This window comes from Streptomyces sp. NPDC048291 (genome assembly GCF_043201715.1).
Taxonomy (GTDB): domain Bacteria; phylum Actinomycetota; class Actinomycetes; order Streptomycetales; family Streptomycetaceae; genus Streptomyces.
The window spans coordinates 146,398-170,497 of sequence record NZ_JBICZC010000021.1 but is presented as its reverse complement, the minus strand read 5'-3'; the positions used below and the strand labels follow the sequence as shown (position 1 = coordinate 170,497).

The 24,100-nt window shown below is 70.8% G+C and carries 20 protein-coding genes and 2 pseudogenes; 9 read left to right on the top strand and 13 right to left on the bottom strand.

All coding sequences use genetic code 11. From position 1 onward, the window contains the following. Nucleotides 1-126 precede the first annotated feature (126 nt). Entirely contained in the window at nt 127-2,667 is a 2,541-nt protein-coding gene (locus ACGF5O_RS44510; RefSeq protein ID WP_393815655.1) for a YbhN family protein, read from the bottom strand. Nucleotides 2,668-3,111: 444 nt separating this feature from the next. Here ACGF5O_RS44510 and ACGF5O_RS44505 point away from each other — a divergent pair, with 444 nt between their 5' ends. After that, entirely contained in the window at nt 3,112-3,663 is a 552-nt protein-coding gene (locus tag ACGF5O_RS44505) for an HdeD family acid-resistance protein (protein ID WP_393659682.1), read from the top strand. A gap of 469 nt (nt 3,664-4,132) precedes the next feature. Here the strand turns inward: ACGF5O_RS44505 and ACGF5O_RS44500 are convergent. Further along, nucleotides 4,133-5,074: pseudogene (locus ACGF5O_RS44500) on the bottom strand (transposase family protein); the annotation flags it as partial. 1,143 nt (nt 5,075-6,217) lie between these two features. On the opposite strand from ACGF5O_RS44500, the gene ACGF5O_RS44495 reads away from it, so the two are divergent. The 3 genes from ACGF5O_RS44495 to ACGF5O_RS44485 are packed head-to-tail and all read left to right on the top strand — an operon-like array spanning nt 6,218 to nt 8,393. After that, a complete protein-coding gene (locus ACGF5O_RS44495) occupies nt 6,218-7,282 on the top strand; it encodes a Rieske 2Fe-2S domain-containing protein (RefSeq protein ID WP_393815654.1) in 1,065 nt (354 codons plus the stop codon). Beyond that, nucleotides 7,279-7,458 carry a hypothetical protein gene (locus tag ACGF5O_RS44490; RefSeq protein WP_393815653.1) on the top strand — a complete coding sequence of 60 codons (180 nt, stop codon included), beginning with the start codon at nt 7,279-7,281 and terminating at the stop codon, nt 7,456-7,458. The genes ACGF5O_RS44495 and ACGF5O_RS44490 overlap by 4 nt, the downstream gene beginning before the upstream one ends. Continuing rightward, on the top strand, nt 7,455-8,393 hold the full coding sequence (locus tag ACGF5O_RS44485; protein WP_393815652.1) for a PDR/VanB family oxidoreductase: 939 nt from the start codon (nt 7,455-7,457) through the stop codon (nt 8,391-8,393). The genes ACGF5O_RS44490 and ACGF5O_RS44485 overlap by 4 nt, the downstream gene beginning before the upstream one ends. Here the strand turns inward: ACGF5O_RS44485 and ACGF5O_RS44480 are convergent. Further along, nucleotides 8,344-9,069, bottom strand: a complete 726-nt coding sequence (locus tag ACGF5O_RS44480; RefSeq protein WP_393815651.1) for a helix-turn-helix domain-containing protein — start codon at nt 9,067-9,069, stop codon at nt 8,344-8,346. The two genes, ACGF5O_RS44485 and ACGF5O_RS44480, sit on opposite strands and share 50 nt — an antisense overlap. Nucleotides 9,070-9,268: 199 nt before the next feature. Here ACGF5O_RS44480 and ACGF5O_RS44475 point away from each other — a divergent pair, with 199 nt between their 5' ends. From ACGF5O_RS44475 to ACGF5O_RS44460, 4 genes are read left to right on the top strand one after another with little or no spacing between them, the layout of a single operon-like run. Further along, nucleotides 9,269-10,234 (top strand): ABC transporter substrate-binding protein, encoded by a 966-nt coding sequence (locus ACGF5O_RS44475; RefSeq protein WP_393815650.1) that lies wholly within the window; start codon nt 9,269-9,271, stop codon nt 10,232-10,234. An 8-nt stretch (nt 10,235-10,242) separates the two neighbouring features. Next, a complete protein-coding gene (locus tag ACGF5O_RS44470; protein ID WP_393815683.1) occupies nt 10,243-11,016 on the top strand; it encodes an ABC transporter permease in 774 nt (257 codons plus the stop codon). Beyond that, on the top strand, nt 11,013-11,789 hold the full coding sequence (locus ACGF5O_RS44465; protein WP_393815649.1) for an ABC transporter permease: 777 nt from the start codon (nt 11,013-11,015) through the stop codon (nt 11,787-11,789). Before ACGF5O_RS44470 ends, ACGF5O_RS44465 begins: the two co-directional genes overlap by 4 nt. Nucleotides 11,790-11,813: 24 nt before the next feature. Next, nucleotides 11,814-12,632, top strand: a complete 819-nt coding sequence (locus ACGF5O_RS44460) for an ABC transporter ATP-binding protein (RefSeq protein ID WP_393815648.1) — start codon at nt 11,814-11,816, stop codon at nt 12,630-12,632. On the opposite strand, the pseudogene ACGF5O_RS44455 reads toward ACGF5O_RS44460, so the two are convergent. The 10 genes and pseudogenes from ACGF5O_RS44455 to ACGF5O_RS44410 all read right to left on the bottom strand — a co-directional run. Then, nucleotides 12,601-13,125: pseudogene (locus ACGF5O_RS44455) on the bottom strand (discoidin domain-containing protein); the annotation flags it as partial. The gene ACGF5O_RS44460 and the pseudogene ACGF5O_RS44455 sit on opposite strands and share 32 nt — an antisense overlap. Before the next feature lie 110 nt (nt 13,126-13,235). Beyond that, a complete protein-coding gene (locus ACGF5O_RS44450) occupies nt 13,236-14,843 on the bottom strand; it encodes a glycoside hydrolase family 13 protein (protein ID WP_393815647.1) in 1,608 nt (535 codons plus the stop codon). Between the two features lie 31 nt (nt 14,844-14,874). Further along, entirely contained in the window at nt 14,875-15,756 is an 882-nt protein-coding gene (locus ACGF5O_RS44445; RefSeq protein WP_393815646.1) for a carbohydrate ABC transporter permease, read from the bottom strand. Then, nucleotides 15,753-16,712 carry a carbohydrate ABC transporter permease gene (locus ACGF5O_RS44440; protein ID WP_393815645.1) on the bottom strand — a complete coding sequence of 320 codons (960 nt, stop codon included), beginning with the start codon at nt 16,710-16,712 and terminating at the stop codon, nt 15,753-15,755. The genes ACGF5O_RS44445 and ACGF5O_RS44440 overlap by 4 nt, the downstream gene beginning before the upstream one ends. Before the next feature lie 5 nt (nt 16,713-16,717). After that, nucleotides 16,718-18,070, bottom strand: coding sequence for an ABC transporter substrate-binding protein (locus ACGF5O_RS44435; RefSeq protein ID WP_393815644.1), 1,353 nt, complete (start codon nt 18,068-18,070; stop codon nt 16,718-16,720). Between the two features lie 141 nt (nt 18,071-18,211). Beyond that, nucleotides 18,212-19,207: a LacI family DNA-binding transcriptional regulator gene (locus ACGF5O_RS44430; protein WP_393815643.1), complete on the bottom strand. Its 996-nt coding sequence runs from the start codon at nt 19,205-19,207 to the stop codon at nt 18,212-18,214. A 58-nt stretch (nt 19,208-19,265) separates the two neighbouring features. After that, nucleotides 19,266-20,081 carry an ABC transporter permease gene (locus ACGF5O_RS44425; protein WP_393815642.1) on the bottom strand — a complete coding sequence of 272 codons (816 nt, stop codon included), beginning with the start codon at nt 20,079-20,081 and terminating at the stop codon, nt 19,266-19,268. Between the two features lie 11 nt (nt 20,082-20,092). Beyond that, on the bottom strand, nt 20,093-20,956 hold the full coding sequence (locus ACGF5O_RS44420) for an ABC transporter permease (protein WP_393815641.1): 864 nt from the start codon (nt 20,954-20,956) through the stop codon (nt 20,093-20,095). Between the two features lie 3 nt (nt 20,957-20,959). Next, the gene (locus ACGF5O_RS44415) at nt 20,960-22,150 is read right to left on the bottom strand and encodes an ABC transporter substrate-binding protein (protein ID WP_393815640.1); all 1,191 of its coding nucleotides are present in this window, start codon (nt 22,148-22,150) and stop codon (nt 20,960-20,962) included. A 51-nt stretch (nt 22,151-22,201) separates the two neighbouring features. After that, nucleotides 22,202-23,233, bottom strand: coding sequence for an ABC transporter ATP-binding protein (locus ACGF5O_RS44410; RefSeq protein WP_393815639.1), 1,032 nt, complete (start codon nt 23,231-23,233; stop codon nt 22,202-22,204). 123 nt (nt 23,234-23,356) lie between these two features. On the opposite strand from ACGF5O_RS44410, the gene ACGF5O_RS44405 reads away from it, so the two are divergent. Next, entirely contained in the window at nt 23,357-24,097 is a 741-nt protein-coding gene (locus tag ACGF5O_RS44405; protein ID WP_393815638.1) for a FadR/GntR family transcriptional regulator, read from the top strand. Nucleotides 24,098-24,100 lie beyond the last annotated feature (3 nt).

The following is a 24,100-nucleotide window of genomic DNA, read 5'->3' as shown; positions in this document are numbered from 1 at the left end:
TCATCCCTCCTACGAGCGACATCCTCGCGGGAGCCGCTCCGGTCCGGTGGGCACGAAGGGCCCGCGTCCTGAACAGCAGCGTGGGCGACGGTATCGGCTGCTCGTTCTGCGTACTCGAGTCTTCTTTCAGACGTAGTTCCGGCGTTGCACGTCCCCGAGCGCCACCGCGCCGATGGGGACGTTGAGCCAGAACGTGAGGAGCCGGTAGACGAGGACGGCCGACGTGGCTGCCCCGGCCGCCATGCCCAGCGTGGTCAGACCGGCGATGAGACCGGCCTCCAGGGCGCCCAGACCGCCCGGCACGGGAGCCGCGCCGGCGATCAGGCGGGCCGCCATGTACGCGGCGCCGACCTGGAGGAAGGCAAGCCCGCCGCCGAACGCGTGGACGCTCAGCGCCATACCGACGACCTGGACCAGAGGCAGGCCGAGCGCACCGGTGACGCCCACCGCGAGTCTGGCCGGCTGGGAAGCGATCCCGGCAATGGTCGACCCGGCCGCGCGCAGGAACGGCCACACCTTCTCGCCCAGGAAGCGCCGGCCGGGCCGGGTGAGCGCGAGCAGGCTCCCGGCGGCGAGCGTCAGGGCGATGGCCCACAGCACCTTCTGGCCGGAGGGCAGGTCCGGACGCACTCCGCCATGGCGCTGCCCCGCCAAGGCGAAGAAGACCGCGGCGACAACCGCGTTGGAGACCGCACCGGCCAGGCTCTGCAGCCCGACGGAGGCCGTGGCGGCACCGGTCTCGATCCCCGTCTTCTGCAGATAGCGCAGGTTGAGCGCCATGCCGCCCACGTTGCCCGGGGTGATCCGGTTCAGGAAGGAACTGGCGAACTGCACCCAGTACGTGGGCAGGAACTGCAGCCGGTCGGGGATGGTGCCCAGTTGCAGACACGTCGAGAACGCCTGCGAGACGAAGGTCACGGGCAGCACCGCGAGCACCCACCACCAGTTGGCGTCGCGCAGCGCGTCGAGGGCCGCCGGAGCGTTCGCGAACTGGGGCAGCACCAGGTGGAGGACCAGGAACGCGCCCAGCAGGCCCAGAACGCTCTTCCAGGTGAAGCGCGCGAGATGCGCCGGCGCGGCCGCCGGAGCACCACTGGCTGTTTCGACCTCGGCGGCGAGATCACGCAGCAGACTCGGACGGCCGCCGGCACGCAGCGTCCGCCGTCGGCGGGCACCCTCCCTGGCGGCGCGTGCGCGGGCCTGGTCGTACCGGGCGACGTCGTGCCGCGCCGGGCCGATCAGGGCGAGCGGCTGCAAGTAGGGCAGGGCGGTCGCCAGCAGGTCCGGTCCGAGGCCGGCGAGCGCACACACGGTGGCGCGCTGGGGGCCGACCCGTATCGCGGTCGTCGCCAGCAGTTCGGCGATGTCGCTGCCGAGCACCTCGGGGGGAGCGTTGAGCTGGGCGCGCGCGAACGCGAAGAGCCGGGACTCGCCGCCCGGTTCGACGAGGACGTGCTCCGGGCGCAGTGCCCGGTGACCGAGCCGATGCTCCTGGAGTCGGGCCACGGACGTCCACACGCCTTCCAGCACGTCGTCGGTCAGCTCCTCGTCCGGCAGCGAGGACAGCGCACGGGAGCCCTTCCCGACGGTCGCCACGAGCGCGCCGCCCCCGGCCACCGGATACGCCATCACGGGCTCGTCCACCCGGGCGCCGGTCCGGGCCGCGAAGACGAGCATGAGCAGTTCGTGCTCGGCCGCCCCGAGCGGTGACCGGGCTGTCGCGTCGGCCGGGTGGCGCAGGAGCGTCCGACGGGCGAGCCGGTGGAACAGATCGCGGTTGTGGTCCTCGGCGGCGAGCACTCGTATTGCCAGCCGGGAACCGGAGGCGGTCTCGGCGTGGTAGACGATCCCCGCACCGGGACGCTGGTCGTCCGAGGGCAGCTCACGCAGGGTGGAGACCGGGATTCCGCTGGCGACCAGCGCGTCGGCGACCGCCTGTGCCGCCGGGCGGTCCGTCGGCGCCCCGCCCAGCAACAGCACGGCCGATCCCGCCGCGCCACCCACGGCGAGCGCCGCGACGGCGTCCAAGGGCACGATCGCGGCGGCGGCGACGCTCAACACCGCACACACGGCGGTCAGCGACCACAACGCCGGCCGGGCCCGGGGCCCCAGCCACGGACCCGCCCCGACGACCGCCGCCGCGCAGGCGGCCAGGTAGACCGCCGAGGGCCAGCCCGCGTGCACCAGACCGGCCCGGCCGGCCAGTACCGCCGGCCACAGATCCGGCCTGCCGCGCGCCAGCGCGAGGTGCGTGAGGGACCATGCGGTCAGCGCGCCCAGCAGCGCCGCGGGTACCACCCGCTGAACCGGGTCGATCCGCCGCCGCGTACCCCACAGTGCCAGTGCGGAGGTCGGCGCGAGCAGGGCGAACCCCTGCACGAGTCCCACCAGACCGTCGCGCAGCCCGGGTGGCAGTGCGGTCGCCGCGCTGAGCAGCCCTTCCTGCACGGACCGGGCGAAATCCCGCGTCACGACCGCGAGCAGCACCGTCGCCGTGAGCGCGGCGAGGGACAGCAGCAGCCGCCACAGGTCGGCCGCCCGGCGGACCGGTTGCGGCTGCGGGGCGTCGATCACCGGATCCCGCGGGCCCTGCGAGGCGCCCGCGGCGCCCGGAGCGGGGTGGCTGACGACGTCCGTGGCGAGGTGGATGCGTCGGCCTTCGATCACGGTCGGCCGCCGGTCGGATCACCCATGCGCTCACCCATGTCCGCAGAGCGAAGGCTCTCCCCTCGGCCCGGGGCAGAGTGCCGCGACCGCAGCGGCGATGCCGAGCGGCGCCATCGGTCCTCGACACCCGGACGAACTGGCGCTGTTGTGACCATGTGGACTCCTTGCTGTGCGGACAGCACCGATGCTCTCGCCGGGGCGCGGGCCCGGGCTTCTGTCACATGACTGCACAGCATCCTGCATGTCCGCAGCAGGCCCGGACAGGGCTCGGTCCGCCCCGTGGGATGAAGTAGGGAACGCAGTCGGATGACGGATCAGCAGCAAGGCCGGCCGCCCTAGCGTTCAGGGTGGACGACACGACTCGAGCAGAGCCGGACGGCACCACCGGCATCCCTCGCTTCGCGTCCGGACCCAGGCGAGACTTTCATCGAGTGGGAGATCATCATGCTCAGTTCGCCCAACGCACTGCTCTGGCGCGGTCTGCTGGCGGTTGCCGTCGGAGTGGTCGCCGTAGTGTGGCCCAGCATCACCATCGGCGCCTTCGTCATCCTGTTCGCCGTCTACGCGTTCATGGGCGCGGCGACGGACACCATGCGCGCCTTCAGCAGCGACCGGGTGGGTCCGGTCTTCGGCTGGCTGCTCCTTGCCCTGCTGGATGTCGTCGCCGGCGTGGTCGCCCTGGCCTGGCCCGGCATCACCGCGATGGCCCTCACGATCTGGATCGCCGCGTATGCCCTGCTGACGGGTGGCCTGGAGATCGGCCTGGCCTTCCAGCGCGGAGAGAAGCCGGGTGAGCGGGCCCTGTTCATCCTGACCGGCCTGGTGTCGGTCGCGCTGGCCTTCGTGCTGTTCGTCCGGCCGGACATCGGTGCGGTCTCGCTGGCCACCGTCTTCGGGCTGTTCAGCATCGTCTACGGCATCGGGGGCATCACCGCGTCCTTCCAGGAACGTCGCGTCCTGCAGGACGTCGGCGGCGCAGAGCCGGTGGGCGTCTGAGCCGGGCAAGGCCCGGACCTCGCTACCGACGAAGTGCCCCACCCGACATGAGTACGGGTGGGGCACTTCGTCGGAACGCGGGATCAGCGTTGTACCCACCCCCGCAGCAGGCCCGGACACGTACGGGAGGAACCGGCGTCGCACGCCCAGGAATGGCTCGACACCGTGCCCGCGGCGGCCGTCTACGCCGTGGTGACCCTCGCCATCGGCCCGGAGAGTCCGGGCATCTCGGCATGTCTCCGCGAGCCATGGATCCGTGTCGGCGAGCACCGCATCATCGGTGAACAGGTCACCGTGACCGCCGTGCTCATGCCGGCCTCGATCCCGGTGCCGACCCGATCCTGCGCATCTCATCCGTAAGGCGATCGACGACGCCTTCGCGGAAACGGAGGCCCAGGGCTCCGAGGAAGCCCAGGGCACATCAGTGCCCTCGTCGAAACCAATGTGCCCTGGCTTCCTGATGCTGTTGTCAAGCGGTCGTGGCCGCTGGGGGAGTCGCTTCGTAGCACCGTCGGTCATGGATCAGCGCCCACAGGACGTTGACGCGTCGGCGGGCGAGGGCGAGCACGGCCTGGACGTGTTTCTTCCCCTCGGCGCCTTTGCGGTACAGACCCGCGAGCGGCGTACGAATGCCCACGGGCCAGGAGGGAGAGGTAGGCGTCGACGTCGAGCTTGGCGCCCACCGCGTCGATGATGAGGACGGAGGTGCCCGCCAGCCGCTCGAACGTGACCGGGCCGCCGGTGGCGTGGCAGTAGTCCACGCCCAGGTGCAGACCGCCGCGCCTTTCCAACCGTGGCTCTTGCGGGACCTGTTGTCGAGTGCCAGCACAACGGCCCGGAGTTCGTCGGCCTGCCAGCGCGACAGGTCGGTGCCCGTTGGATCACGACGTTCTGTGATTGACCAGATGGTGCGGTCGTGTTCGAGCTGGAGCAGGACGAGGGCGGCGCGGGCGATCCGGGTGATGGCCGCGCGGTCGAGGCTGACTCGGCGCAGGGCCTTGAAGGTGACCTTCAGCAGGGCGTTGGCGCGCTCGGCAACGGCGTGGACACCTCGGATCACGGCGTTGAACGCCTTGTCTGGCTCGGCGAGTTCGCCGCCCTTGGGCCTCTTGACCGGGTGGCGGAAGCCGGGCCCGGTGTTCTCGTAGCCGAGGTCGGTCAGGGTGGGGATGCCCAGGGTGACGGCGAGCCGGTTCGGAGCGTCGACCAGGCCGTGAACCCGGGCGCAGGTGGTGTCGTGCTCGCGGCCCGGGCGGACCGGCGAGACCCACAGCGGCCAGCCGTCCGGGGCAGCGATGACCTGCACGTTCCCGCCATGATGCTTGTGTTTCCCGGACCACCACAGGCCCGCCCCGTTGGGGCCGGCGGCGGCCACGCGGTCGGTGCGGATCACGGTGCCGTCCAGGTTGAGGTGGGTGTACCCGGCCGCCGCCGCGCGTTCCAGCGCGGTGGACAGGTCCGGGGCGTGGTCGGCGAGCACGGTCAGCCCTTCATGCGCCAGGCCCCCGTAGCCAGCGCCGAGGCTACTGAGTGTGACTGCCGGTTGGGTAATCGAGCCGGCCGTACGTGGGGAGTCTCTACTGGCCGCCGAAAGATGTGCCCCCACCTGCCCAGCCAGGAGCAGGACTTACATGAGAGCCACTCAAGGGGCCTCGCGGACCCATGAACTCGTCGAGGTACCAAGATTTTCCAGTTCGGCGTCGGTGACGGCGAGCCGACCATGGCTGTGCTGATGTCGGCGCCGCGGAATGGCAGTTCCGGTGGTGTACCGGATGTTGCGAGAGCGCCGGCTGCCGCGCGAGGCAGCGGGGCCTCTGCCACATGGCCCGACCACCGCGCGGCTCCTGGACGGCCCCTGAAACGCTCGGCAGGTCGGTTTCGGCCAGGAACCATCAATCCCGGGCCATCAGGCATCAGCCGGCCCGCCTGAAGACATTTCCGCAGGACGTGATCACGAAAGGCGACCGCCACCAGCAGCGAAGAATCCGCTGGTCAGCCCACACCCCTGGCAACCGACCACCGCCACTCAGTGCCTCTTCAGCGGCTCATCGGCCCGACTGCTCGCCGCGCCACCCCCATCCGCAAGGCGAACCAGCGCGCGACCTCACACCACCCTGACCAGCGGCAACACGCTCAACGGCCTGAAAGGGCGCGGATTCGACCCGGATTCGCCCCGAGGGCCCCCGACTCCAAAACGGACAGTAGTTGACCTGCAGTGATGCTGATTCTTGCCGCTGTACCGAGCATCCGCCGAGAGAGGAGTATCACAGATGAGACTAAGTGGACATTACTGGGCGATTGACGCCACGCTGTGAGTAGTCGCACTCGCCGTCGCCGCCTCCGGCTCCCCCGAGCGCGAACCGAATGGCCGCACCACGCGGCACTCCACTCTGGCGACCAGGGGTTGACAGAACAAGACTCTGATCAGCCTCTTTACAGAAGCCCTTCCGCCTGGCAGAAGCCGCCTTGCCGAGCCCCAGCGACCGTCACGACCCTGAGTCCAACCACGGCACGCGGGGCGACGGCGCCCCGCTCTCTCAGGGACGGGAACGCCATGCCTCACATCACCGCCTTCGCCAGGAACCAGTGGTACGTCGCCGCCTACAGCCACGAGGTCGGGCGTGAGTTGCTCGGGCGGACGATCCTCGGGGAACCCCTCGTGTTCTACCGGTCGGAGGAGGACGGCACGCCCGTCGCCCTCAGCGACCGCTGTGTGCACCGCCGTTACCCGCTGTCGGAGAGCGGGCTGGACGGCGACCGGATCGTGTGCGGGTACCACGGGTTCACCTACGACCGGACCGGCGCCTGCGTGTACGTGCCGGGGCAGAAACGCATCCCGCGCACCGCCCGGGTCGCCTCCTACCCGGTGGTCGAGCAGGACTCGCTGGTGTGGGTGTGGGTCGGCGACCCGGCCCTCGCCGACGCGGGGTCCATACCGCGGGCACGTCATCTCGACGCCCCCGGCTGGACGACCGTCCGGGGCATGGAGCCGATCGACGCCGACTACGGTCTCCTCGTCGACAACCTCCTCGACCTCTCCCACGAGACCTATCTGCACGGCGGCTACATAGGCACCCCCGAGGTCGCCGAGACGCCCATCACCACCGAGGTCGACGAGGGCGCGGGGATCGTGCGGGTGAGCCGGCACATGGACGACGCCGAGTGCCCGCCGTTCTACGCCCGTTCGACCGGCATCGAGGGCCGGATCACGCGCTGGCAGGACATCGAGTACCACGCGCCGTGCCTGTATCTGCTGCACAGCCGGATCGCGCCGACCGGTGTGGTGCCGGAGGCCGACGGCAGCGACCCGAACGGCTTCCACACCGAGATCACCTATGCGATCACCCCGTCCTCGGACGGCAAGGTGTACGACTTCTGGATGGTCTCCCGGGACTGGGCGACCGACGACGCGGAGGTCACCGAGTTCCTGCGGAGCAACAACCACACGGTGGTCATGCAGGACGTGGACGCCCTCAACCTCCTCCAGCGGACGCTGGGTTCGGAGCGGGCCGGCTACCAGGAGCTGAGCATCAACATCGACACCGGCGGTCTCGCCGCCCGCCGCATCCTGGGCCGGCTGGTCGAGGAGGGCGACAAGCCCGTGGAGAAGGTCCTGTGAGCGCACCCACCGGCCGGACCGGGGAGATCTACCGCATCGACTGGCTGCCGGGCACCGACGTCCTGCACGGCACCTGTCACTGCGGCGCCGAGCACACCGCCCAGGACCCGGTCGAGATGTGGGAGTGGATGCTCGGCCACCCCGAGGGCCACCAGTCCCCGGAGCGCACCGCATGAGCCTCTACGAAGCCGAACTGGTCGTGAACGAGCGGGAGTCGGTGGCCGACGGCGTGGTCGCCCTCACCCTTCGGCATCCCCTCGGCGAGGAACTGCCCGACTGGGAGCCGGGGGCGCATGTCGATGTGCTGCTCGGGCCCGGGCTGGAGCGGCAGTTCTCGCTCTGCGGCGATCCCGGGGACCGGTCCCGCTGGCGGGTCGCGGTCCTCAGGGAACCCGACGGGCGGGGCGGATCCGCCCATGTGCACGAGCAGTTGGGCGTCGGCGAAAAGGTGCGGGTGCGCGGGCCGCGGAACCACTTCCGGCTCGAACCGACACCCCGCTACCGGTTCGTCGCGGGCGGTATCGGCATCACCCCGATCCTGCCGATGCTCGCCGCCGCCGAGGCCGCGGGCGCCGAGTGGACGCTGCTGTACGGCGGCCGGACCCGGCGGTCCATGGCGTTCACCGGCGAGTTGGCGCGGTACGGCGGGGAGCGGGTCACCGTCGCCCCGCAGGACGAGTCGGGGCTGCTGGAGCTCGGCGCGGTGCTGGACGACGTCCCGGCGGGCACCCTGGTGTACTGCTGCGGTCCGGGGCCGCTGCTGGACGCGGTGGAGGCGCGCTGCCCGGCGGAGGTGCTGCGCATGGAGCGGTTCCGGCCGAAGGAGCAACCGGCGGGCGAGGAGCGGGAGTTCGAGGTGGTCCTCGCGCAGAGCGGTCGTACCCTCACCGTGGCGCGCGGCGTCTCCGTGCTCGACACCGTCCGGGCCGCCGGGGTCGAGGTGCTCTACTCGTGCACCGAGGGGACCTGCGGGACGTGCGAGACGGATGTCCTCGAAGGCGATCCGGACCACCGGGACTCGGTGCTCACCGAGGAGGAGCGGGCGGCCGGGGAGACCATGCTCATCTGTGTGTCGCGGTGCCGAGGGGCGCGGCTGGTACTGGATCTGTGATCCGCAGGTCCGCCTCGATCGCCGCCGCGGCCGCTCGAAGACCCGGCAGCAGATCGCGGCGGACCCTCGGGGCGGACAACCGCCCGGAGTGCACCGCGAGGCTCACCCCGGCCACCACCTGGCCGCTCCGGTCCCGGACCGGGGCGGCCAGTGTCGTCACGCCGTCCTCGGGGTCGCCGTCGAGCAGCACATGGTCCTCGGCGCCTTCGGCCTGCGGCGAGGAGGCCGGCATCGCGCGGCCCGCCGCCGTACCGCGCGCCGGGAAGCGCGCCCCCACGGCGACGGCCGCCGCCATGACCCGCCGGGCGGGGACCTGGGCGACGCAGACGACCTGGTCCCCGTCCAGGACCCACAGTGCCGCCGACTCCCCCACCGCCGAGGTGAGTTGCTCCAGGTGCGGGGCGGCGAGGCGGGGCAGGTCGAGGCCGGCGAGGTAGGCGTAGCCGAGTTCCAGGACGCGCGGGGTGAGGCGGAACAGGCGGCCGTCCGAGTGGACGTATCCGAGGTCGGCGAGGGTGAGCAGCAGGCGGCGGGCGGCGGCGCGGGGCAGGTCGCAGGCGCCGGCCACCTCGCTGAGCGTGCGCGCCGGATGCTCGGCGTCGAAGGCGCGGATGACGGCGAGGCCGCGTTCGAAGGACCTCACGAAGTGCGGTGCGCGGGCGTTCACGGGCCTCATCGCCTCCCCGGTCCGGCATGGCCGCTACCGGGAACACGGTGAGAGCGCGGTTCGGTAACTGTCAACAATTTTGTCAGCCAAGCCCATTGACCCGGTCCTCCGGCCGGTTCTACCGTCCCGCTCAGCACCCCCTGAACGAGCACCACTGTGCGCACTGCGCACAGCCTGTCGGAACACCGATGTCTGCACAGGAGGAGCCATGCGTCGTCTGCTCGCCGGTCTCGCGACCGGCACCTTCCTGCTCGCCACGGCGGCCTGCGGCTCCTCCGGGGGCTCGTCGTCCACCGCCACCTCGTCGGGCGGCACCACCACGGTCAAGGTGGGGATCATCCCCATCGTCGACGTGGCCCCCCTCTATCTCGGCCAGAAGGAGGGCTTCTTCGGCAAGCGCGGCCTGAAGCTGTCGACGACCCTCGCGCAGGGCGGCGCGGCCATCGTGCCCGGGGTGACGAGCGGTCAGTTCCAGTTCGGCTTCAGCAACATGACCTCGCTGATGATCGCGCAGTCCAACGGCGTGCCGGTGCAGGCGATCGCCAACGGCGTGGCCTCGACCGGCGTGGCCGGCAAGGACTTCGGCGGGCTGGTCGTGAAGAAGGGCAGCAGCATCACGTCGCCGAAGCAGCTGGAGGGCAGGAAGGTCGCCGTCAACACGCTGAAGAACATCAACGAGACCGCGGTCCGCGAGTCCGTGCGCAAGGCGGGCGGCGACCCGGACAAGGTGAACTTCGTCGAGCTCGCCTTCGACCAGATGCCGGCCGCGCTCGACAAGGGCCAGATCGACGCGGCGATGGCCGTCGAACCCGCCCTCGCCACCATGAAGCTCCAGGGCGCCACCGAGATCGCCTCGCCGCTGGTCGACGTGGCGCCGAACCTCACCGTCGCCATGTACTTCACGTCGACGTCGTACGCACAGAAGAACCCGGCCGTCGTGAAGAAGTTCCAGGAGGCCGTCGCGGAGTCTCTGTCGTACGCCGACGCGCACCCGGACGAGGTCCGGCAGATCGTCACCACCTACACCAAGACCCCGGCCGACGTGCTGGCCAAGGTGACGCTGCCCAAGTGGCCCGCCGAGGCGAACCGTTCGTCGATCGAGACGTTGGAGAAGCTCAGCGAGCAGGACGGCCTCTTCAAGACGGCCCCCGACCTGGACAAGCTGCTGCCGTGACCGAACCCGTGAAGGGGCTGAACGCCCTGTTGGGTGCGGCCGGGCTCGCGGCCTTCCTCGTCCTCGGCGAGGCGGTGCCGCGGCTCGGCCTGGTCAAGGCGGACTACTTCCCGCCGACCAGCCGGATCGCCCGCGCGCTGGGCACCGAACTCGCCGACGGCGCCTTCTGGTCGGCGCTCGGCGACACCCTCACCGGCTGGGCGGTGGGCCTGGCCGTGGCGGTCGGCGCCGGCATCGCGGCCGGGGTCGTCCTCTCGGTCGTCCCGCACCTGCGCGCGGCCACCGCCTCCACGATCGAGTTCCTCCGCCCGATCCCCTCGGTCGCCCTGATCCCCCTCGCGATCCTCCTCTACGGCACCGAACTCCGCTCGGTCCTCCTGCTCGTCGTCTACGCCTCGTTCTGGCAGGTGCTGATCCAGGTGATGTACGGCGTCCAGGACGTCGACCCGGTCGCCGAGGAGACGGCGCGGTCGTACGGCCTGGGCACCTGGGCCCGGGTCCGACACGTGCTGTGGCCGACCGCGCTCCCGTACGTGATGACCGGCGTCCGGCTGGCCGCCGCGGTCGCGCTGATCCTCACCATCACCGCCGAACTGGTCATCGGGGCGCCGGGGTTGGGGCAGCGGATCGCGGTCGCGCAGGCCTCTCAGGCGGTGCCGGACATGTACGCCCTGATCGTGGTGACCGGACTGCTGGGGCTGCTCGTCAACGTGGGTGCCCGGTCGGTGGAGCGGCGGGCGCTGGCCTGGCACCAGTCGGTGCGCGGGGAGGTGGCGGTGTGAGGGCCGTCCTGCTGAAGGCCGGGTACCTCCTCGCCCTGCCCGCCGTCCTGGTCGCGCTGTGGTGGCTGGCCTCCGCCGGCAGCACGAACATCTACTGGCCGCCGCTGCGCACGATCCTCAAGACCTTCCCGGACGTCTGGACCGGTCAGCGGCTCCGCGACGACCTGCTGCGCAGTGTGCTGCGGCTGCTCGCCGGGTACGCGTCGGCGGCCGTCGTGGGCGTGGCCCTGGGCACGGTCATCGGCTCGTACCGGCGGGTGCGGGCGGTGTGCGAACCGGTCCTGGAGTTCCTGCGGGCGGTGCCGCCGCCGGTGCTCGTGCCGGTCATCATGCTGTTCGCGGGCATCGGCGACGGCATGAAGGTCATCGTGATCGCCAGTGGCTGCGTCTGGCCGATCCTGCTCAACACCGTCGAGGGGGTGCGGGCGGTCGACCCGGTGATGGCGGAGACGGCCCGTTCCTACGGCATCACGGGCGCGGCGAGGCTGCGTACGCTGGTACTGCGTTCGGCGAGTCCGCAGATCTTCGCGGGCCTGCGGCAGGCGCTGTCGATCGGGATCATCCTGATGGTCATCAGCGAGATGTTCGCGGCCAGCAACGGGCTCGGTTTCGCCATCGTGCAGTTCCAGCGCGAGTTCGCGATCCCCGGCATGTGGACCGGGATCCTGCTGCTGGGGCTGCTCGGCTTCGTGCTGTCGGTGGTCTTCCAGGTGGTCGAGCGGCGGGTGCTCGGCTGGTACCACGGGCTGCGCGCGACAACCCGGCGGTCCTGAATGAACCTCGCGAAGGGGTGGTCCATGCTCGACGTACGCGGCCTGCAGAAGGTCTACGACGGATCCGGCCGCCGTGTGGAGGCGGTGCGGGACCTCACCTTCACCGTGGCGGCGGGTGAACTCGTCTGTCTGGTCGGGCCGTCGGGCTGCGGCAAGACGACCCTGCTGAAGTGCATGGGCGGCCTGCTCACCCCGTCCGGCGGCGAAGTCCTCCTGGAGGGGCGGAAGGTGACCGGGCCGCCGCCCGGGATGGCGTTCGTCTTCCAGGAGTACGGCCGCAGCCTGTTCCCCTGGATGCGGGTCGCCGAGAACGTCGAACTCCCGCTGAAGCAGAAGCACCTGCCGCGCGAGCGACGCAGGGAGCTGGTCGCCGACGCGCTCGGCTCGGTCGGTCTCGCGGACGCCGCCGGCGCCTACCCGTGGCAGCTGTCCGGCGGTATGCAGCAGCGGGTGGCGATCGCGCGCGCCCTCGCCTACGAGCCCCGGGTGCTGCTGATGGACGAGCCGTTCGCCGCCGTCGACGCCCAGACCCGGGCGGATCTGGAGGACCTGGTCCGGGGGCTGTGGCGGGAGCGCGGGATCACCGTCCTGTTCGTCACCCACGACATCGACGAGGCCGTCTACCTGGGCCAGCGGGTGATCGTCCTGTCCGCCTCCCCGACCGTCGTCCGGGACCAGCTGAAGGTCGATCTGCCGGACGAGCGCGACCAGTTGCACACCCGGGTCGCCCCGCGCTTCGCCGAACTGCGGACCCACGTCTACGAGCAGATCCAGGCGGCGAAGCGCGGGGTTCCCCGGGGGGAGGACCCGGTCACGGAGTCAGATACGCCTCCACGTCACTGAACTGGCCGGCCGGCCAGCCGTTGTTGGCGGTGACGGTGAGCCGCAGGTAGCGCAGGTTCGTGGAGCCGGGCAGGGCCACGGTGACGGTGTTGCCGGTGGCCGGGTCGAAGCGGTAGCCCGTGGAGCCCACCACGGTCGAGTGGTTCGACCCGTCGGTGCTGCCGAGGACGGTGACGGTCTGGGTCCGGGCGGCCCAGGCCGAGGACGGGGGCAGTTTCAGCACCAGGCGGCGGGCCGCGCAGGAGGCGCCGAGGTCGACGGTCGGCGACTGCGGGAACGCGTTGTTGGTGGACTCCCAGTAGCTGTTGGCGTCCCCGTCGACCGCCTTGCCGGGGGTGTAGACGTCCACCGAGCCGGTGGCGCTCGCCGGGCGGCCCTTGGCGAGGTTGCGGCCCGGGTCCGGGTCGGGGTTGCCCTGCCCGGGCGTCGGCCAGGTGGAGCAGTCCGACCAGGCGCTCGACCAGCCGGAGTTGCCGCCACCGTCGGCGAGCGCCACCGCGGCCACCGCGGCTGGCATGCTCCTGACAGTTCTGCCTGTACTGCGCTGGATGTGCTGATCCCTTCGGAGGTGGGGGCGGGGACAGCGCGAGCGGTACCGGCGGCTCAGTCCGTCAGCCAGGCCGCCGTGTCCTGCGGCAGCCGGCCCTCGTCGTCCAACGGGCCGCTGCTGAGCAGGAGTTCGGAGTGGGCTGGGAGTTCGGCGGGGGCGGCGCCCAGGTTGACCACGCACGTCACACCGTCGGCGCGGGTGAAGGCGAGCACCCCCACGGGGGCGGGCAGCCAGGTCAGCGGGCCGTCGCCGAAGCGCGGGCGCAGCGCGACGGCGCGCCGGTAGAGCGCGAGCATGGAACCCGGGTCGTCCTGCTGCCGGTCGACGGCGTACGACGCCCAGCCGGCCGGCTGCGGCAGCCACGGCTCCTCCCGCGAGCCGAAGCCCGCGTACGGCGCCCCGGCCGCCCAGGGCAGCGGCACCCGGCAGCCGTCCCGGCCGGGGTCGGTGCCGCCGGACCGGAAGTACATCGGGTCCTGGATGCGGTCGGCCGGGATGTCGGCCTCGGGCAGGCCCAGCTCCTCGCCCTGGTAGAGGTAGACCGCGCCGGGCAGGGCCAGGGAGAGCAGGGCGGCGGCGCGGGCCCGGCGGCTCCCCAGTTCCAGGTCGGTCGGGACGCCGAACGCCTTGGCCGCGAAGTCGAAGGCGGTGTCCTCGCGGCCGTATCGGGTGGCCGTACGCGTCACGTCGTGGTTGCACAGTACCCAGGTGGCGGGGGCGCCGACCGGGGCGTGCTCGGCGAGGGTGGTGTCGATCGAGGTCCGCAGCCGGGCCGCGTCCCAGGGGCAGGACAGGAAGGAGAAGTTGAAGGCGGTGTGGAGTTCGTCGGGGCGCAGGTAGCGGGCGAAGCGCTCGGCGTCGGGCAGCCAGACCTCGCCGACGAAGACACCGTCGTAGGCGTCGGCGACCGCGCGCCAGGCACGGTAGACGTCGTGCAGTTCGTCGCGGTCCACGAAGGGGTGGGGGTGCGGGTGCGAGGCCAGGTCGGGCAGGTCCGGGTCCTTGGCGAGCAGGGCGGCCGAGTCGATGCGGACGCCCGCGACGCCCCGCTCGAACCAGAAGCGCAGGATGTCCTCGTGCTCCTGGTGGACGGCCGGGTGGGCCCAGTTGAGGTCGGGCTGTTCGGGCGTGAAGAGGTGGAGGTACCACTCGCCGTCGGGCAGCCGGGTCCAGACCGGTTCGGTGGAGCCGACGAACTGCGAGGGCCAGTCGTTGGGCGGCAGGTCGCCGTTCGGGCCGCGGCCGGGGCGGAAGTGGAACAGCTCGCGCTCCGGGCTGCCCGGTCCGGCGGCCAGGGCCGCCTGGAACCAGGGGTGCTGGTCGGAGACGTGGTTGGGGACGATGTCGACGATCGTCCGGATGCCCAGCTCGCGCGCCTCCGCGATGAGTTTCTCGGCCTCGGCGAGGGTGCCGAAGGCCGGGTCGATGGCCCGGTAGTCGGCGACGTCGTAGCCGCCGTCCTTCATGGGTGACGGGTACCAGGGGCTGAACCACAGTGCGTCCACGCCGAGTTCGGCGAGGTACGGCAGTCTGGCGCGGACGCCCGCGAGGTCGCCGGTGCCGTCGCCGTCGTTGTCGGCGAAGCTGCGGACGTACACCTGGTAGATGACGGCCGAACGCCACCAGTCGTGGTCCTTCGGGGCATGGCTGGGCTGTCCCACTGGGCGAACCTTTCTGTCGGAGGAAGGGCCGTCAGCCCTTGGTGCTGCCCGCGCTGATCCCGGCGATGATGTGCCGCTGGAAGACGAGGAACAGCGCGACCATCGGGATGCTGGCGATCACCATCGCGGCGATGAGCACGGTGAGCTGGATGTTCTGCGACAGCTGGACCAGGGCCACGCTGATGGGCTGCTTGTCGGTGTCGGAGAAGACCATCAGCGGCCACAGGAAGTCCTGCCAGACCGCGACCAGGGCGAAGATCGAGACGACGCCGAGGACCGGGCGGGACATGGGCAGGACCACGGACCACAGGATGCGCAGCTTCCCGGCGCCGTCGATCTCGGCGGCCTCCAGCACGTCGCGGGGCAACTGGTCGAAGAACCGCTTGAGCAGGTAGAGGTTGAAGGCGTTGGCGACGGCAGGCAGCCAGATGCCGAGCGGGTCGTTGAGCAGGCTGGTGTGGAGGAACGGCAGGTCGGCGACGGTCAGGTACTTGGGTACGACCAGGGCCTGGGCCGGCACCATCAGGGTGGCCAGGATGCCGCCGAGGACCACGTTGCCGAAGGCCGGCTTCAGCTTCGACAGGGCGTAGGCGGCGGCCGTGCAGAACACCAGCTGGAAGGCCCAGGCGCCGGCCGCCTGCACGACCGTGTTCCACAGGTGCTCCGGAAGCTGCATCAGGTCCCAGGCGTCGGTGTAGCCGGACAGGTGCCAGTGCTCGGGGATGACGGTGGGCGGGGTCTGCGCGATCTCGTCCGGTGACTTCATCGCCCCGGTCACCATCCAGTACACGGGGAACAGGAAGGCGAGGGCGAAGAGGAAGACGACCCCGGTGAAGACCGTCCAGTAGACCGCCTTCCCGCGCGGCCGGGCCAGCGTCGCCGGGGAGATCAGGGTGCGGGTGGCGCTGCTCATCCGTCCTCCCCGGACCGGGTCAGCCGCAGGTACACGGCGGAGAAGATGCCGAGCAGCACCAGGAGCATCACGCTGAGCGCGCAGGCGCCGCCGAAGTCGTTGTAGAGGAAGGCGTACTTGTAGATCAGGTAGAGCACGGTGACCGTGGCGTTCTCCGGGCCGCCCCCCGTGATGACGAACGGTTCGGTGAACACCTGCATGGTGGCGATGATCTGAAGGAGCATCAGCATCAGGATGACGAACCGGGTCTGGGGGATCGTCACGTGCCGGACGCGCTGGAGGAGGTTCGCGCCGTCGAGTTCGGCGGCCTCGTACAGTTCGCCGGGGATGGACTGGAGGGCGGCCAGGTAGATCAGGACGGTCCCGCCCATGTTGGCCCAGGTGGCCACGATCACCAGGGAGACCAGCGCGGTGCCTGTGCCGTTGGTCCAGTTCGAGGTGGGCAGGTGCAGGAAGCGCAGCGTCTCGTTGGCGAGGCCGGCCCCGGGGTCGTAGAACCACTTCCACAGCAGGGCGCTGACCACCGGCGGGATCATCACCGGGAGGTAGACCACGACCCGGAAGAACGCCTTCGCGTGCCGGAGTTCGTTCAGGACCAGGGCGAGCACGAACGGGATCGCGAAGCCGATCAGCAGGGCCAGCAGCGTGAAGGTGAGGGTGTTGCGCCAGGCCGCCGAGAACTCGGGGTCGTGCAGGACCCGGGTGAAGTTGGCGGTGCCGACCCACTCGGCGGACGAGCCCGGCGTGTACTTCTGGAAGGAGATCACGACCGCGCGGATCGCCGGGTACCAGGAGAACAGGGCGAAGCAGATCAGTCCGCCGAGCAGGAACCCGTAGGCACGGGCCTGGTCGGTGATCCGGCGCCGCCTCCGGTCCCCTGCCGGGGGCGGCGCCGGGGCCTGTCCTACGGCGACCGCCGCCGGGGCGGCGGGTCGTCGTGCGGCCGTCTTGGTCATGGTGGTCAGCCCCGGGCCAGGATGCCGTCGATCTTGTCGTTGGCGTCCTTGAGAAGCTGGTCGATGTCGGCGTCCTTCTTGGTGAGGACCGCGGAGACGGTGCCGTCGAGGACGGAGTAGATCTGCTGGGCGTCCGGCGGCTCGATCTTCATCTGCAGCGACTGGTTGCCGTCCAGGAACGCCTGGTAGTTCTCCACCGGCACGTTGGCGTTGGCCTTCTTGACCGCCTGGTCCTTGGCGTCGGCGGCGCCGGTGAACAGGCGCGGCTCGGGCAGGCCGACGGGCGCGTTGTTCTTCTTGGCGCGGGCGTAGTCACCGAGGAAGCCGTCACCGGGGGTGAGGAACATGGAGTCGAGCCACTTGAGGCCGGCGCGGATCTGGGCGGGGGTGTCCTTCCTGTTGAACATGTAGCCGTCGCCGCCGATGAGCGTGCCCTTGCCGCCGGGCATCGGGCCGAGGGCGAGGTCCTTGTAGTTGCCGCCCTTCTCCTTCACCAGGATCGGGATGTTGTCCGGCGCCGAGAGGTACATGCCGAGCTTGCCCGAACCCATCATCTGCTGGACGTCGTTGATGATGAGGAGCTGCTTGCTGCCCATCGAGTCGTCGGTCCAGCGCATGTCGTGCAGGTTCTGGAGCACCGCGTGGCCCTCGGGGGTGTCGACGGTCGCCGACTTGCCGTCGGCCGACACCACGTCACCGCCCTGCGCGTACATCTCCGCGGTGAAGTGCCAGCCGCCCTGGTTCTGCGCGCTGTAGTCGGCGTACCCGACGGTGCCGTTGCCGAGCGCGGCGATCTTCCTGGCGTCGGCGCGGACCTCGTCCCAGGTCGTCGGCGGCTGGTCGGGGTCGAGACCGGCCTGCTGGAAGAGCTTGCGGTTGTAGATCAGGCCCATCGAGTAGCCGGTGCGCGGGATGCCGTAGACCTTGCCGTCGACGGTGTAGATGTCCCGCAGCTGCTGCTGGATGGTGTCGTAGCTCTTCAGTTCCTTGAGGTACGGCGTGAGGTCGGCCGCCTGGTTGATGTCCACGACGTGCTTGGCGTCGGTGAAGTACGTGTAGAACACGTCCTCCATCTGGCCGCCGGCGAGCTTGGCGTCGAAGGTCTTCGGGTCCTGGCAGGGGAACGCGTCGTGCGCGACGACGTCGATGTCCGGGTTCTTCTTCTCGAAGTCGGCGATGTCCTGGTCGAAGAACGACCGGTCGACCTTGGCGCTCTTCGGCGGCTCGCAGTTGACGGTGATGCGCGTCTTGCCGCTGCCCGCGTCGTCGTCGCCCGACCCGCAGGCCGTGGCGGAGAGCGCGAGTGAGGAACAGACGCCGAACGCGACGAGAGCACGGCGGAACCCGGTGCTGGACATCGGTGGACCCCCCAGAACAGGAGCAGTTGGGCGCCGCACCGGGACCGGTGGGCGCCGCACACTCAAGCACCGGCAGCACCGTCGCGCAAGATGTCACGCAGAATATGTAATTATTCGACAGAGAATGGGATCTCCTGAGCCTCAGGCTTTCGGCGCTTGCGCGGTCGACCCCCTGACGACCAGCTCGGGCTCGAACAGCAGCTCCTCCGCCGGCACGACCGTGCCGCCGATCTGCGCGTTGAGGAGTTCGACGGCGGCCCGGCCCATGGCCTCGATGGGCTGCCGGACGGTGGTGAGCGGGGGCTCGGTGCAGTTCATGAAAGCCGAGTCGTCATAGCCGACGACCGAGACCCGGGAGGGCACCTCGTACCCCTTGCGGCGGGCCGCCCGGACGGCGCCCAGCGCAAGGGGGTCGCTGGCGCAGATGATGCCGGTGACGCCCCGGTCGATCAGCCGGGACGCGGCCGCGTGGCCGCCCTCGATGGAGAAGATCGCCCGCGCCACGGACTCGTCCGGCACGTCGCCGATCGCCCGCGCCGCCGCCAGCTTCCGGGCCGAGGGCACGTGGTCGCCGGGGCCGAGGACCAGGCCGATGCGCTCGTGCCCCAGCGAGGCGAGGTGTCGCCAGGCCTGCTCCACCGCCACCGCGTCGTCGCAGGACACGCTCGGGAAGCCGAGGTGTTCGATGGCCGCGTTGACCAGCACCACCGGGATGTTCCGGTCGGCGAGCAGCCGGTAGTGGTCGTGCGGCGCCTCGGCCTGGGCGTAGAGCCCGCCGGCGAACACCACGCCGGAGACCTGCTGTTGCAGCAGCAGCTCCACGTAGTCCGCCTCGGAGACCCCGCCCTTGGTCTGCGTGCACAGCACCGGGGTGAGCCCGAGCTGGGCCAGGGCGCCGCCGATGACCTCGGCGAACGCCGGGAAGATGGGGTTCTGCAGCTCGGGCAGGACCAGACCGACGAGCCGGGCGCGTTCACCGCGCAGTTGGGTGGGGCGCTCGTAGCCGAGCACGTCCAGGGCCGAGAGCACCGCCTGCCGGGTGGCCTCGGAGACCCCTGGCTTGCCGTTGAGCACCCGGCTGACCGTGGCCTCGCTGACCCCGACCTTCTTGGCTACTTCCGCAAGTCGTCGCGTCATGCACGCAAGGGTAGCGCAATTTACGCAAGCCTTTTGCGTAACGTCTCGATGGACCGGATCAGACGCGGCTGCCGGTCGCCGTGTCCGCCGAAAGCCGTTGCGCGATGTAGATGGGGACGACGGAGAGCAGTACGAGTACGGCCGCCACCACGTTGACCACCGGCGCCTGCTGCGGGCGGGTCATGTTGTCGAAGATCCACAGGGGCAGGGTCTGGACGCCCGGTCCCGCGGTGAAGGTGGTGACGACGATCTCGTCGAAGGAGAGGGCGAAGGCGAGCAGACCGCCCGCGAGCAGCGCCGAGCGCACCAGCGGGAAGGTGACGTCGGCGAAGGCCCGGAAGGTGTCGGCTCCCAGGTCGGCCGCCGCCTCCTCGTAGCTGCCGGAGGTGCGGCGCAGCCGGGCGACGACGTTGTTGAAGACGATCACCACGCAGAACGTGGCGTGTCCGACGACCACGGTGAACAGGCCGAGTCCGACGCCGAGCGGCTCCAGGACCGTACTGAAGGCCGAGTTGAGGGCGATGCCGGTGACGATGCCGGGCAGCGCGATCGGCAGGACGACCACGAAGGACAGGGCGTCCCGGCCGAAGAAGCGGTACCGGGCGACCGCGAAGGCGATCAGCGTGCCGAGCACCAGCGCGATCGCGGTGGCGCCGAGCCCGGCCTTCACCGAGGTCCACAGGGCGTCGCGGGCGCCGGAGCTGCGCCAGGCGGCCGACCACCAGCGGGTGGTCAGGCCGGGCGGCGGCCAGCTCGCGCTGCGGTCGGGGTTGAGGGAGTTGACGAGGACGAGGAGGAGCGGGACGTAGATGACGGCGAAGCCGAGGGCGGCGGCGGCACGCACCGCGATCCGCGCGGAACGGGAGAGTTGCACGGCGGGCTCCTCTACAGGCTGCTCAGCGCGCCCGTGCGGCGCATCGCGAGCAGATACAGCACGATGACGACGACCGGGACGGTGGCGAGGGCTGCGGCCATGGGCAGGTTGAGTTCGATGTTGGCGTAGACGAGGTTGCCGATGAGCTGGGTCTTGCCGCCGACGATCTGCACGGTGATGTAGTCGCCGAGGCTGAGCGAGAACGTGAACACCGACCCGGCGGCGACCGACGGCAGCACCATCGGCAGCACCACGGACCGGAAGGTCCGCCCGGCGCGGGCGCCCAGGTCCGCCGACGCGTCGAGGAGGTTGTCGGGCAGCTGCCCCAGCGCGGTGTGGATCGGCAGGATCATGTACGGCAGCCACAGGTAGGTCAGGGTCAGCACGGTGGCCGGGAGGCCGAAGCCGGGCCCGCTGAGCCCGAAGGGCTTGAGCAGCCAGTCGGCGAGCCCGCCCTCCGACAGGATCAGCCGCCAGGCGTACACCTTGACCAGGTAACTCGCCCACAGCGGCGTGAGGATGGCGACGACGAGCAGCGGGCGCCGGCCGGGCCTGGCGATCCGGGCGGTGTAGAAGGCGACCGGGAAGGCGAGCACCGCGCAGAGGGCGGTCACCGCGAGGGCCACGCCGACGCTGCGCAGGATCACCTGCCGGAACACCGGGGTCGTGAACAGCTCGTGGAAGTTGTCGGTCGACCAGACCTTGACGACCTCGGAGGTGAACGAGTCCGTCGTCCAGAACGCGGAGACGAACAGCACGGCCAGCGAGCCCAGGTAGAGCACGGCGAGCCACAGCAGCGGGGCGGTCAGCAGCAGGGCGAGGCGGAGCCGGGGGCGCCGGTGCAGCGCCCCCGCGGTCCGGGTGAGCAGGGCCATGGGTCAGCCCTTGATCTCGGTCCAGGCCTGCACCCACTTGGCGTACGGCACGCACGTGACGTCGGTGCGGCCGTCCAGGCACTGCTCGATCGGCGTGTTCCAGAAGGCGATGTTCTTCCAGTAGCTCTCGTCGGCCGCGTGGTAGGTCGTGCAGAAGTTCTTGTCGGCGGTCAGGGCGCAGGCCTTGGCGTTGGCGGGGGCCTCGCCGAAGTACTCGGCGACCTCGGCGTTGACCTTCGGGGAGACGATCCAGTTCAGCCACTGGTACGCGCAGTTGGGGTGCTTGGCCTTGGCGGACACCATCCAGGTGTCGGACCAGCCGGTGGAACCCTCCTTCGGCACGAAGGCCTTCACCTCGGCGCCCTCGTCGGCGGCCAGGTTGGCGATGACCTGCCAGCTGGTGCCGATGACGGAGTCGCCGCTCTTGAAGGCGGAGATCTCCTTGAGGTAGTCGCTCCAGTACTCGCCGATGTCCGCGTTCTGCTGCTTGAGCAGGGCGACGGCCGCGTCGAACTGCTTCTGGTCGAGCGCGTAGGGGTCCTTGATCTTCAACTCGGGCTTGGTGGCCTTGAGGTAGAGCGCCGCGTCGGCGATGTAGATCGGCGAGTCGTACGCGGTGACGTGGCCCTTGTACTTCCCGGCGTCGTCGAAGACGGCCGACCAGGAGGTGGGCGCGGGGCTGACCTTCCGGGTGTTGTACATCAGCAGGTTGGCGCCGCGGCCGTGCGGGATGCCGTACATCTGGCCCTTGACCGAGTTCCAGGCGCCGTTCTTCAGGCCGCTGAAGACGTCCTTGTAGTTCGGTACGAGCTTGGTGTTGACCGGGGCCGCGTCGCCGGAGGCGATCAGGCGCAGGGAGGCGTCGCCGGAGGCGGAGACGGCGTCGTACTGGCCGGTCTTCATCAGTTTCACCATCTCGTCGGAGCTGGCGGCGACCTTGGAGTTGACCTGGCAGCCGGTCTGCTTCTCGAAGTCGGTGACCCAGTCGACCTTGGGGTCGTCGGAGCCGTCCTCGACGTAGCCGGCCCAGGCGATCAGGTTTACCTCGCCCTCGGACTTGCCCAGTTTCGCGAGGGGTTTGAGGTCGGGCGGGTTGAGGCCGGTCGAGGAGCCGGAGCCGGAGGAGCCGCAGGCGGAGGCGGCCAGCAGCAGCGCGGCGACCGCGGTCGCGGTGAGGGGTCGGGTGAGGCGCACGGCGTTCTCCATACGTGAGGGACGGCGGATCCGGACCTGGGGGGCGGCGGGTCAGTCGGGGACGTGGACGGTGTGCCGGCGCTGCCAGCGCAGCCGGACGCGGGTGCCGCGGTAGGCGGCGACGTCCTCGGCGGAGGTGTCGAGGTTCTGCTGGAGCGCGGTGAGCCGGCCGCCGCCGTCCAGGTCGACGAGGAAGCGGGTGGCGTCGCCGAGGTAGACCACCTCGGCGACCGTGCCGAGGGCACTGACGTGCCCTTCCGGGTCGGGTTCGGCGGTCTCGCCGAGGACCCGGATCTTCTCCGGGCGGACGCTGTGGGTGCCGCTCTCGCCGAGGACGCGCAGGGCGGCCTCGCCGGTGAGCAGGTTGGAGGTGCCGACGAAGGAGGCGACGAACGGGCTTCGGGGGCGTTCGTAGATCTCGGCGGGGGTGCCGACCTGTTCGATGCGGCCCTGGTGGAAGACGGCGACGCGGTCGCTCATGGTCAGGGCCTCCTCCTGGTCGTGGGTGACCAAGACGAAGGTGATGCCGACCTCGCGTTGCAGGGCCTTGAGTTCGATCTGCATCTGCTCGCGCAGCTTGAGGTCGAGGGCCCCGAGGGGTTCGTCGAGGAGCAGGACGCGGGGGCGTCCGACGAGGGCGCGGGCGAGGGCGACGCGCTGGCGCTGGCCGCCGGAGAGCTGGGACGGGCGGCGGGTGCCGTAGCCGTCCAGGCGGACCTCGGCGAGGGCCTTGCGGGCGCGGACCAGGCGTTCGGCCTTGGGGACGCCGCGGACCCTGAGGGAGTAGGCGACGTTCTGCTCGACGGTCATGTGCGGGAACAGGGCGTAGTCCTGGAAGACGGTGTGGACGTCCCGTTCGAAGGGGGCGCGGCGGGTGACGTCCTGCCCGGCGAGTTCGATCGTGCCCGAGGTGGGGGTCTCGAAGCCGGCGATCAGGCGGAGCACGGTGGTCTTGCCGGAGCCTGAGGGGCCGAGCATCGAGAAGAACTCGCCGTCGCGGATGTCCAGGTCGACCCCGGCCACGGCGCTCGTGTCGCCGAACGACTTCCGCAGATCCCGCAACCGGATCGCGCTGGCCTCCATGGGCGGGAACCTCTCTGCCGTTCTCGTGCGTTGCACCTGGTGACCGGAAAGATATGAAGTCATAGTTCAAAGCTCAAGACCCTTCCGAGGTAAAGGTTGGGTCAACGCATAGGGTGGTGGGCCGTGAGACAGCACCAGACGGTGGGCGGCGCCCGAAAGGCCGTCTTCGCCCCGGTGGACGGCGGGGCCCGGGTCGACGCCGTGGTCCGCCGGATCGGCGACGCCATCGAGCTCGGCCTGCTCTCCGACGGGGAGCAGCTGCCGGGCGAGACCGAACTGGCCGGACGGCTCGGGGTCTCCACGGTGACCCTGCGGGAGGCGCTGATGGCCCTGCGCCAGCGGGGCCTGGTGGTCACCCGCCGGGGCCGGGGCGGCGGCAGCTTCGTCGCCTCCCCCGAGGTGCCCGACCGGGAGCGGCTCACGGCGCGGCTGCGCGGCTGGAGCCCCGAGGAGCTGCGCGACCTCGGCGACCACTGGGCGGCCCTGTCGGGCACCGCCGCCGACCTCGCCGCGCAGCGCACCGAGGACCACGACCTCGACCAGCTCCGCCGGACCACCGAGGAGCTGCGCGGGGCACCGGACGCGGCGGCGCGCAGCCGGGTGTACGGGCGCTTCCACGTCGAGCTGGCCGCCGCCGCGCAGTCGGCCCGGCTCACCCGGGAACAGGTCGCGCTGCAGGCCGAGATCGGGGCGCTGCTCTGCCTTGTGCTGGGCGACGACGAATATCGTGAAGAGGTGGCGGACCGTCACCGGTCCGTAATCTCGGCCGTGCAGGATGGGGCGCACACATCGGCCAGGGAGCTGGCCGAGCGGTGCGTACGGGACTCGGCGGCACGGCTCATCGCCCTGCGGCTGGCCCTGTAGCCG

Excerpts from the sequence above, each read along its gene's own strand:
- ACGF5O_RS44485 (WP_393815652.1), top strand. The coding sequence starts at position 7,455 with ATGAGCCTCTACGAAGCCGAACTGGTCGTGAACGAGCGGGAGTCGGTG.
- ACGF5O_RS44440 (WP_393815645.1), bottom strand. The coding sequence starts at position 16,712 with ATGACCAAGACGGCCGCACGACGACCCGCCGCCCCGGCGGCGGTCGCC.
- ACGF5O_RS44420 (WP_393815641.1), bottom strand. The coding sequence starts at position 20,956 with ATGGCCCTGCTCACCCGGACCGCGGGGGCGCTGCACCGGCGCCCCCGG.
- ACGF5O_RS44475 (WP_393815650.1), top strand. The coding sequence starts at position 9,269 with ATGCGTCGTCTGCTCGCCGGTCTCGCGACCGGCACCTTCCTGCTCGCC.
- ACGF5O_RS44495 (WP_393815654.1), top strand. The coding sequence starts at position 6,218 with ATGCCTCACATCACCGCCTTCGCCAGGAACCAGTGGTACGTCGCCGCC.
- ACGF5O_RS44505 (WP_393659682.1), top strand. The coding sequence starts at position 3,112 with ATGCTCAGTTCGCCCAACGCACTGCTCTGGCGCGGTCTGCTGGCGGTT.
- ACGF5O_RS44410 (WP_393815639.1), bottom strand. The coding sequence starts at position 23,233 with ATGGAGGCCAGCGCGATCCGGTTGCGGGATCTGCGGAAGTCGTTCGGC.
- ACGF5O_RS44445 (WP_393815646.1), bottom strand. The coding sequence starts at position 15,756 with ATGAGCAGCGCCACCCGCACCCTGATCTCCCCGGCGACGCTGGCCCGG.
- ACGF5O_RS44460 (WP_393815648.1), top strand. The coding sequence starts at position 11,814 with ATGCTCGACGTACGCGGCCTGCAGAAGGTCTACGACGGATCCGGCCGC.
- ACGF5O_RS44430 (WP_393815643.1), bottom strand. The coding sequence starts at position 19,207 with ATGACGCGACGACTTGCGGAAGTAGCCAAGAAGGTCGGGGTCAGCGAG.
- ACGF5O_RS44435 (WP_393815644.1), bottom strand. The coding sequence starts at position 18,070 with ATGTCCAGCACCGGGTTCCGCCGTGCTCTCGTCGCGTTCGGCGTCTGT.
- ACGF5O_RS44480 (WP_393815651.1), bottom strand. The coding sequence starts at position 9,069 with ATGAGGCCCGTGAACGCCCGCGCACCGCACTTCGTGAGGTCCTTCGAA.